The following is a 13,025-nucleotide window of genomic DNA, read 5'->3' on the forward strand; positions in this document are numbered from 1 at the left end:
GGGTGACTTTCTATGAGGAAAGTCACCCCTTAGGCGTGTCTGTAGAAGCTAAATAACCAAAATATTACAAAAATAGTGAAGCTGTACCCCGAGATAAATACCACAATAAAGCGTAGAGAACGGCACACAAGAGCATAGAAAAACGGCGGGCGGTGCGTCATCTAGACACACCGCCCGCCGCTATACCTCTACAGGTCAGCTATCTGAAAGAGATTAGCCCTGAGCAACCTCACCGAAGTAAGACGCCAGAGTACCCTCGTGAGCTGCACGCAGCTCATCCAGATCCAACGACACCTCATCCTGGAATTCCAGAGCGTTGGAGGAAGCATCCACCACGCCAATACGTGCAAAAGCGAAACCGCGAGCAGTGCACATATCCTTGAAGCGAACCTCTTCGCTGCGCGGAACGGAAACAACCACGCGACCCAGGGACTCAGAGAAGAGCAGGGTGAACAGATCCAGACCGTCACGCTCAGCAACCTCGCCCAGACCAATGCGGGCACCGGTGTTGAAACGCAGGCAGGCCTCCACCAGAGCAGCCGCCAGACCACCGGCGGAAACATCGTGAGCGGCATCAATCATGCCGTCGCGGCTCATATTCACCAGCATATCGCCCAGCTGCTTCTCGGTCGCCAGGTCAACCTTCGGAGGCAGACCGCCCAGGTGACCCTTGAAACGAGCCCACTCAGAGCCATCCAGCTCATCAGCGGTGGTACCCAGCAGGTAAATAGCCTGGCCGTCATGCTCGGGAGCCCAACCGGAGGGGGTACGACGAGTAACATCGTCCATAACGCCCATCATTGCCACCACGGGGGTCGGGTTAATAGCCTTGCCACCGGTCTGGTTGTACAGGGAGACGTTACCGCCGGTCACCGGAACACCCAGCTCCATGCAGCCATCCGCCAGGCCGCGAACAGCCTCGGCAAACTGCCACATAACATCCGGATCCTCGGGGGAACCGAAGTTCAGGCAGTCAGAAACAGCCACGGGGCGTGCACCCACGGTCGCAACGTTACGGTACGCCTCAGCCAGGGATGCGCGAGCACCCTCATAGGGATCCAGGTAGGTGAAGCGAGCGTTTGCGTCGGTTGCCAGAGCAACACCCAGGTTGGTGTCCTCATCCACGCGAACCACACCGGAATCATCCGGCATGGACAGGGCGGTATTGCCCTGCACGTAGCGGTCGTACTGGTTCGTAATCCAGGACTTGGAGCACATATTCGGGGACGCCATGAACGCCTTAATAGCCTCGCCCAGTTCCTCACCGCGCGGGCGGGAATCATCAGCTGCGCTGCCGCTAAAATGGTTAGCCTGCAGCTCATCCTGCCACTGAGGGCGAGCGTAGGGGCGCTCATAGGTGGGGCCATCGTGAGCCACGGTCTTGGGATCAACATCCACAATGACCTCGCCATCCCACTCAATGACCAGGCGACCGGTATTGGTCACCTCGCCCAGGAAGGAGTACTCAACGCCCCACTTATTCATAATCTCTTCAAAGCGAGCCACGTTCTCGGGAGCCACAACAGCCATCATGCGCTCCTGAGACTCGGACATGAGAATCTCGCCCGGGGTCAGGGTAGGATCACGCAGCAGCACCTTGGTCAGATCCACATGCATACCGCCGTCACCATTGGACGCCAGCTCGCTGGTAGCGCAGGAAATACCCGCAGCACCCAGGTCCTGAATACCCTCCACCACGGAGCCCTTGAACAGCTCCAGGCAGCACTCAATCAGAACCTTCTCAGCGAAGGGGTCGCCCACCTGAACAGCAGGACGCTTGGACGGCTTAGTGTCATCGAAAGACTCGGAAGCCAGCACGGATGCGCCACCAATGCCGTCGCCACCGGTGCGAGCACCGAAGAGCACAACCTTATTGCCCACGCCCGAAGCGTTTGCCAGGCGGATATCCTCGTGGCGCATAATGCCCACAGCCAGGGCGTTAACCAGCGGGTTCGCCTGATAGCACTCATCAAACTCAACCTCGCCACCAACATTGGGCAGACCCAGAGAGTTACCGTAGCCACCGATACCTGCAACCACGCCGCCAATTACGCGAGCGGTATCCGGGTGATCAATCGCGCCAAAACGCAGCGGATCCATCACAGCAATCGGGCGTGCACCCATGGAAATAATGTCACGCACAATACCGCCAACACCGGTAGCTGCACCCTGGTAGGGCTCAACATAGGAGGGGTGGTTGTGGGACTCAATCTTGAAGGTAACAGCCCAGCCGTCACCAATATTGGTCACACCGGCGTTCTCGCCAATGCCGACCATCAGGTCCTTCTTCATCTCATCGGTCACCTTCTGACCGAACTGCTTCAGATGAACCTTAGAAGACTTGTAGGAGCAGTGCTCGGACCACATGACCGAGTACATTGCCAGCTCCGCAGCGGTGGGACGACGACCCAGGATCTTCTTAATATCCTCGAACTCGTTTTCCTTCAGACCGAGTTCAGCCCAGGGCAGCTCGGTTTCAGGGGTCTGCGCCGCATGTTCAACAGTATCGAGATTAAACTGCTTCTCGCTCATAACAATAATCCTTATAGAAACTAGCGGGCGTTAACCAGGGAAGAGAGCACGGAGGTGAACACACCCAGACCGTCAGCGCCACCGCGCAGGGAAACATCGCCGAAACCGGAAGAGGAAGGACCGAAGCCCGGCTCCACAGCGTGCTCGGGGTGAGGCATCAGACCCACAACATTGCCGCGAGCGTTGGTCACGCCGGCAATATCATTGCGGGAGCCATTGGGGTTGTAACCCACGTAGCGGAACGCCACGCGGTTCTCTGCCTCCAGCTCGTCCAGGGTGCGCTGATCGCACACGTACTGGCCGTCCTGGTTCTTCAGGGGCACCACAATTTCCTGACCCAGCTCGTAGCCGCTGGTGAAAGCAGTGGTGTTATTGTCAATGCGCAGAACCTGGTCACGGCAAATGAACTTGCGGTGATCGTTCTTAATCATGGAACCGGGCAGCAGGTGTGCCTCGGTCAGAATCTGGAAGCCATTGCAAATACCCAGAACCGGCAGGGGAGAAGAACCCGAAGTGCCGGATGCATTTGCTGCTGCCACCACGCTGGTCATAACCGGCGCCTTAGCGGCAATAGCGCCCGCGCGCAGGTAGTCACCGTAGGAGAAGCCACCGGGGATAATCACAGCGTCTACATTGTGTAGGTTGGAGTCGTCGTGCCAGAGCTCAACGACGGTACCGCCAGCCAGGCGAACCGCACGAGCCGCATCGCGGTCGTCCAGGGTGCCGGGGAAGGTCACCACGCCAACGCGGATATCAGAAAAGTCGGGGCCAGCCGGGGCGCTAAAATCGCCAACCAGAGGCACCTCGTGTGCTGCGAGAGACTCTGCCATTGCTTAGTCCTCCAGTACAGATACGTTTACAACGTCTTCAATGACGGGGTTGGAGAGCAGCTCCTCAGCTGCCTTGCGTGCAGCCGCCAGATGAGCCTCGGTCACCTCGCCCTCAACGGTCAGTTCAAAACGCTTACCCTGGCGAACGCCTGCGAAATCGTTCAAACCGATGCGCGGAAGTTCGTGGGCGATTGCCTTACCCTGGGGATCCAGGATTTCGGGCTTGAGCATAACGTCAACAACAATACGGGCCATGTGTGGGCACTCCTAAAGGTGCGAGAGTTCTGTATGAGCCACTTTAATGTTACCTCACACACCGCGCGCAGTGTGCCCGTTGCCACCATATGGACGCGTGGAATTTTTCACTTGAAGGGCGGGGTGAGGTATCTGTAGCTGTTGGGAACGAAAACACGCAGATATACCCGTTTTCTCATAGAAATCACCTGATAAGTGTATTTACTCTCTCCAAATACGGGAATGATTTTCGCTTGAATACATACATGTTGGGTGCCATTTATGTGTTAGGGTTGAAGTAACCCATACGATATGGGTAATAGATATCTAGCCGAGACTGCTAGATATGAAGTAATAAGAGGTGTCGGCAAAGACAAGCCGGCACTCTACGATACATGAGGAGAAACAATGAACTTCGTAAAGAAGGAATGCCCTATGAGGTGGCAGCTGGTGCTGCAGACTGGATAGCCATTGTGCTTCCCTAGGTATAGAGTGCCCGTGAGCAGCGTATAGATTACGATTGGGTGATTCGGCTATGTTGAACGCAGTCTACTTCCTTACAAGCGCGTACGTCTTGGTTAAGGTGTGTAGGAAACTGCAGCTGATGTATATGAAGAAAAAAGAGAATATCTACCTTAAATTTTTGGGTGATGTTATATCTATCTTCATATCTGCTGAGGTTTTTCTGGGTATAAGCGACTGGGACTCTTTATGTTGTGCTCTTACCATCACAACACTTACGTGGTCGGTTCACAAGGTATACAGAGATCGTCTGAGCGGACGAGGAACATAGCGTAATATGTGGAGGCGGTGGCATACATGATCCCGTATGCTACCGTCTCTGCATGTGTACTGATTATGCGGCGCGTATCAAATTAACCTGAGATAGGAGGCGGCGGCGCAGATCCACCGAACGCTGCGCAAAGGCGCGCTGATAGCGCACATACTCCGCCTTGCCCTCGACAGTTTCCACCGGAATCGGCTCGTAACCCCAATCAGCAATATCATAGGGAGCCGCGCGCATATCCAACTCACGGCACTCCCATGCCAGCTCAAAAGAATCCAGCAGCAGCTGCGAATCCACCAGAGGCAGCAGCTTATACGCCCACTTATACACATCCATATTCGCGTGTAGGCACGCCGGCTGCTCCATAGTTCGCTGCAGCTCGCGAGTGGGCTGCAACTCGTTCAGGGGTGCCGCCTGGGGCATAAAGAAACGGAAAGCATCAAAATGAGAGCAACGAATACGATTGGACTCAACCACCCTATCCGTACCCTCAGCGCCCAGGCGCAGGGGCAGATGAGAATGGCGAATAGAGTTCTCTTCAGACTTATAGGCCATAGCCCATTCGTGCATGCCAAAGCACCCAAAATAGCCCTTTTGGGACGCCGTATTGCCCAGAATTTGCAGGGTGAAATCTAGGGCGGTGGAGCGGCGCTCTATAAAATCTTCAACATCCACGGTTACAGCTAAGCCATGATCCACCTGATAGCGTGCGGTATCAGAATCAACACCGGCAGCTTCTAGCTCTTGGAGGGTAGCAGCGCGATAAAATTTACGCTCCAAGTACTCGGGAGCATCCCCCAAAATAAAACCGGCGCCCGGATGCCAGCGCTTAAACTGACCCGGCTTGAGAGTGTAATAATCAAAAAGGAAATCCTCCACCGGATGCGCCTGCCCCGCGGCACGACGCTCAAGATGCGGATCAACATAGCGAGCCACCGCCTGCTCATGAGCCTGTGCCTGAGCGCGCCAACGGGAAGCCGGGAGGAAAACTAAAGACATGCTTCTATTGTATCCACGCCTAGGTGGAGTGCACGGGGTCTTGGTAGATGGTGTAAGCTCTCAGCCCGGCAGAGATGACCGCCAGAAATTATAAAAGCGGGGTAGATACTTCACGTATCTACCCCGCCTAAAATCATAAGCCTAGAGGCAAAGATTAGCGGCCGGTACCACCGTACACGGTAGCCTCGCCCTCAACATCCAGACCGAAAGCTGCGTGCACAGCGCGCACAGCATCGTCCAGCTTGTCGATATCGGTAATAACCGAAATGCGGATCTCGGAGGTGGAAATCATATCAACGTTCACGCCCGCACGGCTCAGAGCGTCGAAGAATGCGAAGGACACGCCCGAACCCGAACGCATACCCGCACCCACCAGGGAGAGCTTGCCAACCTTCTCGTTGTAAATAACCTCGGAGAAGCCCAGCTCCTCACGCTTAGCCTCCAGGGCATCCAGAGCCTGCTGACCCTGAGCCTGATCCAGAGTCAAAGAAATATCGGTCACGCCCGGGCGGTCGGTGGGAACGTTCTGAACGATCATATCCAGGTTAATATCAGCCTGAGACAGGGCACCGAAGACAGCAGCAGCGCTACCGGGAACATCCGGCACACCCACCACGGTAATCTTTGCCTGGCTACGGTCGTGTGCAACACCAGAAATCAGCGGCTGTTCCAAAGGAATCTCCTTCATATTCACGGGGGTCAGCTCATCAGAGCTGGTAGGAATCACCACAGTGCCCTCCAAACCGGAGAAGGAGGAACGCACATGAAGCTTCAAATTAAAACGACGAGCGTACTCAACGCTGCGCAGGTGCAGAATCTTCGCGCCATTAGCTGCCAGTTCCAGCATTTCTTCACTGGTCACAGTATCCAGCTTATGAGCGGTGGAGACCACGCGCGGATCGGCGGTAAACACGCCGTCAACATCGGAGTAAATCTCGCAGACATCAGCGTTCAGAGCTGCTGCCAGTGCCACAGCGGTAGTATCGGAACCGCCACGACCCAGAGTGGTAATATCGCCGGTTTCGCGGTTAATACCCTGGAAGCCCGCAACGATCGCAATATTACCCTCGGTAATGGATTCCTTAATGCGGTCCGGGTTGACCTCAACCAGGCGTGCAGCACCGTGCACACCGTCGGTAATCATACCCGCCTGCGAACCGGTGAAGGACTGAGCCTTAGCGCCCAGCTCATGAATAGCCATCGCCAAAATAGCCATAGAAATACGCTCGCCGGCAGTCAGCAGCATATCCAGCTCACGGCCGGGGTAAATGGTGCTGGTAACCTCGCCAGCAAGATCGAGCAGCTCATCGGTGGTGTCACCCATAGCGGACACAACAACCACCACATCATTGCCCGCGTTCTTCGTGTCCACAATACGGCGTGCAACGCGCTTAACGCCCTCGGCGTCAGCAACAGAAGAACCGCCAAACTTTTGGACGATCAGGCTCATCGGAAAAACTCCTGGTCGGTGTGAATGTAGCATGTTGAATGATTTTCAACGCACTATCTATAGTATCGCCCTCAAGGGGGCACAGTATAACTGAAATGCCCGTAATGGACGTGAAAAACTACACTCGCACCCTCGCAGAGAGCCATACGCAGACACAAGCTGCAACTGCAAGCACACCAAAAATAGGCCAAGTCCAGGCGCCAACACCCACCACCAGAGCCGCACCCACCGCAGGACCCAGCGCCGAACCAATAGTCTGAGCGGCACTGAGAGCACCCTGCGCGCGAGCCTGAGAAGCATCATCGGCAAGGGCAGCAACATAGCTATGGGAAGTGGGCGCAAAAAGACACTCGCCAATAGAAAAGAGCACCCAACCGGCAATAGCCCAAGCCCAGGTCCAAGAGGTCAACACGCTGGCACCGGTGAGCATAACGCCCGCGGTCATCACCGCAATACCCAGACTCAACGCCAGAGGCTGAGCAAGCTTCTTCGAGAAGAAACTCAGCGGATACTCCACACAAATAATAATCACCGGATTAATAATCAGCAGCAGAGCGTAGAGCTGCATACCCGACTCGATAGGATCGAGCACCAGAGGAATAGCGCTCTGATGCTGAGCATAAATTAGCATGGTAACCATCAGCGCCAGATAGACCAGAATCAGCGGCAGAGAATGACGGGCACCGGCAGATTTCTGATGAGACTCATGGGAGGAGGCACTCTTAGGAACATATCTGAGTAGAAAAGGAACCGCCGCCGAAGCAATAGCTGACAGTAAAAATAGCTCGTGAAAACGCTCTTTACCTGCAAAAGCCACCAGAACCGGGGCAACAATAGCACCCACATTCATAAAAATACGGTAGAAGGCGAAACGGGTCACGCGCTCCTGGTCTTCAGCCGACGCCGCCACTATCGCGGAGGCAGGAGCCACCCACAGCTGGGAAGCGAAGCTATTGAGCGACGCCAGAATCAGCACCAGCATATGCCCGGAATAATTCACCGTACCCAAGGCAATAAAAAACGCCATATTCAGCAGGGTCGAAAAGAGCAAAATGCGCTTAGCACCCCAGCGGTCCGCCCAGGCACCACCTGCCAAAGAGCCCAGCACACCCGCACTACCGCTCAGCAGCAAAAAGAGAGCCAGTAGAGTCGGATCAACCCCAATATAGGTGAAGAAAATAGCGGCAAAGAGCCCCAAAAAACCCGTTGAACGGTTAATGAAACTTGCCCAGGAAAGAGCCCAAATACTACCGGGAATAGCGCGTAAAGAAGTCATCTCTTTTAGGATAACAGTGTTTTAGAGTAATGTGGTGGGAGTAACTTTCCAGACTCTAGCCTGCGGCTCGTATTGGGCTGCGGAGAAGGACCTACTCCCAGGGGTTAACATAGCTAGATTCCGGGCGAGGAGGCACATGCGGCTTGGGCGTGCGCAGTGGCTCCTGAGCCAGCTGCTGCAGACGCTGCTCATAATCGGCAATACGCGCCGCCGCGGCGGTCTCCACGGGAATCTGCTCTTCTTTATCAATCTCCGCACCAGTTTCTGCGCCGGTGTCGGCGGCGGTTTCCATAGCTACTTCGACCGAGTCACCAGCACCGCTGGCAGCGCTATCCTCCAGCGCCTGCTCAATCAGTGCAGCATCCAGAGAAGATTGCTGCTCGGGGGCAGAAATCGCACCATCAGACACTGCGCTATCAGATGCAACAGAAGAATCCAGCTCATCAAACATACTGCCCGACCAGCGCTTCTTAGGCTCCGCGGGAGCCTGCGCCGCATGCTCTGCTTCTTCGCGCTCGCGCTGAGCCTGCTCACGGAAATCCTGCTCGGCGGTATTGGTCTGCGGCACGCCCTCGCTAATAATACGGCGGCCCTCCAGGGCGCGACCCAGAGTAATCTCATCGGCATATTCCAAATCGCCGCCCACCGGCAGACCCGAGGCAAGACGGGACAGACGAATACCCAGGGGCACCAGCATACGCGAAAGATAGGTCGCGGTCGCCTCACCCTCAAGGTTCGGATCCATCGCCAAAATCAGCTCGGTAATACGCTCATCGGATAGGCGAGTGAGCAGCTCACGAATACGCAGCTGCTCCGGACCCATACCCGCCAGGGGATTAATCGCGCCACCGAGCACATGGTAGCGGCCGGCAAAGGAGCGGGTACGCTCAATTGCCACCACATCCTTGGACTCCTCCACCACACAAATCACGCTCGGGTCGCGGGACTCATCGCGGCAAATCGCGCATAGATCCGTCTCGGAGACATTGCCACACTCACGGCAGAAACTCACGCTGGTCTTCACCCGGGAAATCGCGTCGGTCAGGCGCTGCATTTCCTCAGCTTCGGCATTGAGCATATAAAAAGCGATACGTTGCGCCGACTTCGGGCCCACGCCCGGCAAACGGCCCAGTTCATCAATGAGAGCCTGAACAGCACCTTCGTACACAGTGTTTCTCTTTCTTCTCGGGGTGCCGCCAAAAGAACGGCATGTACAAGAATACCCCCTCGACCGACAGGTTAAGGGGGTATTCGCTAGCAGGTCAAAGTGTGACCTGTGACCGCAGCATATGAGCCTATTGGCTCAGGGGGCGCTCTTCAATCACCGTGGCACCAAAAACCTTCTCCAGGGCCTTGAGACCAAAAACGGCGGTATTTTCCAGGCGCTCATCATCCTCAGAGATATATTCTTCCTCGCTCGCTGCCTGAGTGGCTGCGGGCTGAGCCGGTGCGGGGCTCGGGTCTGCGACCGGTGCCGGAGCACTCTGCTCGGGTGCAGAGGGCTCAGGCTGAGCGGGGGCTACCTGAGAAGGCGCCGAACCGGGTGCCAGGGGCGCCGCAGGATTCAGAGGCGCGACCGGGTTAAGAGGTGCTGCCGGGTTAAGGGGCGCGGCGGGGTGAGCTTCAGCTACCGGGGGCTGATGTGCCACAGCGGGCTCAGCCTGGGGTGCTTCAGTAGATTCAGCAGGAACTACGTCAACGGGAGTTGAGGCTGCAAAAGAATCACGCTCACCGTAGGGGGAAGGCTCTGCCGGTTCGGGGTTTTCGGCGGGTTCAGGAGCTACGGGTGCCGGTTCAGCCTGCACGGGTGCGGGCTGAGCGGGTGCTGCCGGGGCGGGGGCAGCGGGTTCAGCGGGTGCATCCTGAGGAATTGCCGCTACCTGCCACGCGCCCAGAGGCTCGCTAGGAACGGGCTCGGAGCTCACGGGCTGGCCGTGACGCTGCCACGCCTCCTCACCGCCACGCGGACCCTGTGCAATAGGAGCCGGCTGAGCGGGGGCAACGGGTGATGCTTGTGCCGGTGCAGACTGAGCCGCGCCGAGAGCAACCAGAGGTTCACGCAGACCCGTACCGGGCTCAGCAACCTCCGCACGCACCGTCATCTGAGTCTTCAAAAGCGTGCTGACATGGGACGATAGCTCGGATGCCAAGGGCTTGACCGCCTGAAGTACCGGAAGTTCAGCGCGCACAAAAAGCTGCGCACCATCAATACGTACCGGCTGCAGGAAACCGAGAGCCGGGTGCTGCTGGCTTATACGACCCAGCACCTGAGCCCAGGACGACTGAACCAGTTCCAGAGGGCTCTGCGCGGGCTGAGCCGGAGTGGGCTGAGAAGGTACCTGCGGTGCCGGAGCGGGCGCGGTAGCAGTAGGCTGTGCTTCCTGAACTCCCAGCGGGGGAGTAGCCGGAGTGGCAACAGCCTGCGCATTATGCGCCTGTGCCAGGGGCGCTTGTGCCAGAGGCGCCGGAGAAAGCGGTGCCTGAGAGAGCGGCGGAGCATTCAGCGGCTCCGGGGCCTGAATGGCGGGTGCGCTCTGGGCTGCAGCAGCCGCTCGAGTATTCTGTGCTGCCGTAGCCTGACCCGGCACATTCTGAATCGCCGCATTCTGTGCTGGAGCAGCCGAGCCAGAAGTAGCAGAAGCGGCGGGTAGACCGCGCGCAATACGCGCCTCCAGGGCATCTAAACGAGCGGAAAGAGCCGCGCTATCGCCGCCGGCAGGCAGGAGCAAACGAGCCGCCAGCAGTTCCAGCTGAAGCTGCGGGTTCGAGGCGCCACTCATAGTGTTCAGAGCAGTATTCACCGTCTCGGCAGCAGCATTGAGAGAAGCGGCGCTCAGAGCACTCGCCTGTTCTTTCAGGCGCTCCAGCTGATCCGCCGGAACACCCTGCAAAATACTGCCGGCCTCCTCGGGAACAGCCTGAACCACCAGCAAATCGCGCAGACGCTCCAGCAGATCCTCCACAAAACGGCGAGGATCCTGACCGGTTGCCACCACACGCGCCACCGCGCCAAAGAGCGCGGAAGCATCCGCCGAACCAATAGCGCTCACAATCTCATCCAGCAGCTGCGCGTGGGTATAACCCAGCAGAGCCACCGCACGGTCATAGCTCACGCCGGATTCGGTGGAAGCGCCGGAAATCAGCTGATCCAAAATCGAGAGAGAATCACGCACCGAACCACCGCCGGCACGTACCACCAGCTGCAGCACACCGGGCTCCACGCTGACCTGCTCCTCATCGCAGAGCTGCTGCAAATAGGGCAGCAGGATCTCCGGGGGCACCAGGCGGAAGGGGTAGTGGTGGGTGCGGGAACGAATCGTGCCGAGCACCTTATTGGGCTCGGTGGTCGCAAAAATAAATTTAATGTGCTCCGGCGGCTCTTCCACAATCTTCAGCAGCGCATTAAAGCCCTCACGGGTGACCATATGCGCCTCGTCAATAATGAAGATTTTGTAGCGGTCGCGTACGGGCGCTAGGGTTGCTCGCTCGCGCAGATCGCGGGCATGGTCCACACCGCCGTGGCTTGCGGCGTCCATTTCAATGACGTCCAGGGAGCCGGTGCCGTCGCGGGAGAGTTCGCGGCAGGAATCGCATTCGCCGCAGGGGGTGGGGGTCGGGCCCTGGGCGCAGTTGAGGCAGCGCGCCAGAATACGCGCGGAGGTGGTTTTACCGCATCCGCGCGGGCCGGAGAAAAGATAGGCGTGGTTAACGCGGTCATTGGCGAGGGCGGTCATGAGCGGTTCGGTGACCTGATCCTGGCCGATAACCTGCGCGAAGGTTTCGGGGCGGTATCGACGGTAGAGTGCGGTGCTCACGGGAATCCTTTGCGCTGGGGAAACTTTCACTTCTCATTTTAGGGGAGAAGATACCCGCAGGGGGCTGTGCGCCCGGCGATATTCGAAAGTTATTCGGGCATGAAAAAACCCCTTACGCACCCGTCATAGCTCGAATACCCTTGCTACCTTCCGGTCCTGGGGGAGTTTTCCAAGATAACGCCACGTAAGAGGCTCTTCTACTATACCCGATGAGCGCCTAAAAAGCGAGATGGGGTGTGAGAGTAGGTGTAAAAGAGGGTACGGAGGACTTGGATGGGATAGATTTCCGGCACTCACAGGGCTAAATAAGTGTTCCCTATCACTTTTATTGCTTTTGGCTTGCGCAGGGCAAAAAAGCCCGGTATAGTTTTATCCGTTCGCTTTTATAGCAACGAGGAGAATTCGCCTAGCGGCCTATGGCGCACGCCTGGAACGCGTGTTGGGTTAACAGCCCTCGGGGGTTCAAATCCCCCATTCTCCGCCGCGAAGCCCGGTAGCACTAGCTACCGGGCTTTTTTATATCTCACTCCCACCGTATTTCCCGCCCGAAGACCGGGCACCCAGGTAGAATAAAGAACTATGATTTTTAAACGAGTAGGCACCACCCGCCCGTACCCCGAGCACGGCATTACCCACGCCGACTGGGGTAAAATCCCGCCGCAGCAGGTGCGCCTGGACTCGATGATCACCACCCAAAAAATGCTCGATCTGGAGACCCTGCTTGCCGAGGACTCCACCTTTTACGGCGATCTTTTCCCGCACGTGGTCAAATGGCGCAATGAGCTCTACCTGGAAGATGGCGTACACCGCGCGCTGCGTAATGCCCTGCACCGCCGCGCCGTGATGTATGCGCGCGTGCTGGATTTGGATGCTCTCGACCCGGCATTGCTGGGTATGGCTGCTGCCCAGGGTAGCGCTACACATACCAAGCCCACTGTGCGCGTATCCTAACCCGCGCCCTAGGTCTCGATTTCTAAGACATAGGTAACGCGTGCCCGGCAAGCCCATAGATGCCCGGCGAACCATGAGATATAGATAAAGCACCTATAGATAAAGCGCGGGAAGCAGATTATTACTGCTTCCCGCGCTTTATCTATAGGTA

9 protein-coding genes, 1 tRNA gene and 1 other RNA gene are annotated in these 13,025 nt (G+C 57.1%); 2 read left to right on the forward strand and 9 right to left on the reverse strand.

The window, feature by feature from the left end:
- Positions 1-213 precede the first annotated feature (213 nt).
- The 9 genes from purL to ffs form a co-directional block, all read right to left on the reverse strand.
- Positions 214-2,532, reverse strand: a complete 2,319-nt coding sequence (gene purL / locus Q4P78_RS04965; RefSeq protein ID WP_303339245.1) for a phosphoribosylformylglycinamidine synthase subunit PurL — start codon at positions 2,530-2,532, stop codon at positions 214-216.
- A gap of 20 nt (positions 2,533-2,552) precedes the next feature.
- Positions 2,553-3,362, reverse strand: a complete 810-nt coding sequence (gene purQ, locus Q4P78_RS04970; protein ID WP_303339246.1) for a phosphoribosylformylglycinamidine synthase subunit PurQ — start codon at positions 3,360-3,362, stop codon at positions 2,553-2,555.
- Between the two features lie 3 nt (positions 3,363-3,365).
- Positions 3,366-3,617: a phosphoribosylformylglycinamidine synthase subunit PurS gene (gene purS, locus Q4P78_RS04975; RefSeq protein WP_303339247.1), complete on the reverse strand. Its 252-nt coding sequence runs from the start codon at positions 3,615-3,617 to the stop codon at positions 3,366-3,368.
- 835 nt (positions 3,618-4,452) lie between these two features.
- Complete coding sequence (locus Q4P78_RS04980) at positions 4,453-5,382, reverse strand: 3-methyladenine DNA glycosylase (RefSeq protein WP_303339248.1); 930 nt, start codon at positions 5,380-5,382, stop codon at positions 4,453-4,455.
- Between the two features lie 154 nt (positions 5,383-5,536).
- The gene (locus Q4P78_RS04985; protein ID WP_303339249.1) at positions 5,537-6,832 is read right to left on the reverse strand and encodes an aspartate kinase; all 1,296 of its coding nucleotides are present in this window, start codon (positions 6,830-6,832) and stop codon (positions 5,537-5,539) included.
- A 118-nt stretch (positions 6,833-6,950) separates the two neighbouring features.
- Positions 6,951-8,108, reverse strand: a complete 1,158-nt coding sequence (locus Q4P78_RS04990) for an MFS transporter (RefSeq protein ID WP_303339250.1) — start codon at positions 8,106-8,108, stop codon at positions 6,951-6,953.
- 91 nt (positions 8,109-8,199) lie between these two features.
- Positions 8,200-9,276: a recombination mediator RecR gene (gene recR, locus Q4P78_RS04995; protein ID WP_303339251.1), complete on the reverse strand. Its 1,077-nt coding sequence runs from the start codon at positions 9,274-9,276 to the stop codon at positions 8,200-8,202.
- Positions 9,277-9,403: 127 nt separating this feature from the next.
- Entirely contained in the window at positions 9,404-11,923 is a 2,520-nt protein-coding gene (locus Q4P78_RS05000) for a DNA polymerase III subunit gamma and tau (protein ID WP_303339252.1), read from the reverse strand.
- A gap of 100 nt (positions 11,924-12,023) precedes the next feature.
- Positions 12,024-12,120, reverse strand: an RNA gene (gene ffs, locus Q4P78_RS05005) — signal recognition particle sRNA small type.
- A gap of 198 nt (positions 12,121-12,318) precedes the next feature.
- On the opposite strand from ffs, the gene Q4P78_RS05010 reads away from it, so the two are divergent.
- Both Q4P78_RS05010 and Q4P78_RS05015 read left to right on the forward strand, forming a co-directional pair.
- Positions 12,319-12,404 (forward strand) — tRNA-Ser (locus tag Q4P78_RS05010).
- A 98-nt stretch (positions 12,405-12,502) separates the two neighbouring features.
- On the forward strand, positions 12,503-12,874 hold the full coding sequence (locus Q4P78_RS05015; protein ID WP_303339253.1) for a type II toxin-antitoxin system VapB family antitoxin: 372 nt from the start codon (positions 12,503-12,505) through the stop codon (positions 12,872-12,874).
- Positions 12,875-13,025: the final 151 nt, after the last annotated feature.

The sequence above is a fragment of the Rothia sp. (in: high G+C Gram-positive bacteria) genome (assembly GCF_030540545.1).
Lineage (GTDB): Bacteria > Actinomycetota > Actinomycetes > Actinomycetales > Micrococcaceae > Rothia.

Bases quoted from the DNA above. Each gene is read 5' to 3' on its own strand.
- Q4P78_RS05015 (WP_303339253.1), top strand. From the start codon at position 12,503: ATGATTTTTAAACGAGTAGGCACCACCCGCCCGTACCCCGAGCACGGC.
- purQ (WP_303339246.1), bottom strand. From the start codon at position 3,362: ATGGCAGAGTCTCTCGCAGCACACGAGGTGCCTCTGGTTGGCGATTTT.
- purS (WP_303339247.1), bottom strand. From the start codon at position 3,617: ATGGCCCGTATTGTTGTTGACGTTATGCTCAAGCCCGAAATCCTGGAT.
- Q4P78_RS04990 (WP_303339250.1), bottom strand. From the start codon at position 8,108: ATGACTTCTTTACGCGCTATTCCCGGTAGTATTTGGGCTCTTTCCTGG.
- Q4P78_RS04985 (WP_303339249.1), bottom strand. From the start codon at position 6,832: ATGAGCCTGATCGTCCAAAAGTTTGGCGGTTCTTCTGTTGCTGACGCC.
- Q4P78_RS04980 (WP_303339248.1), bottom strand. From the start codon at position 5,382: ATGTCTTTAGTTTTCCTCCCGGCTTCCCGTTGGCGCGCTCAGGCACAG.
- purL (WP_303339245.1), bottom strand. From the start codon at position 2,532: ATGAGCGAGAAGCAGTTTAATCTCGATACTGTTGAACATGCGGCGCAG.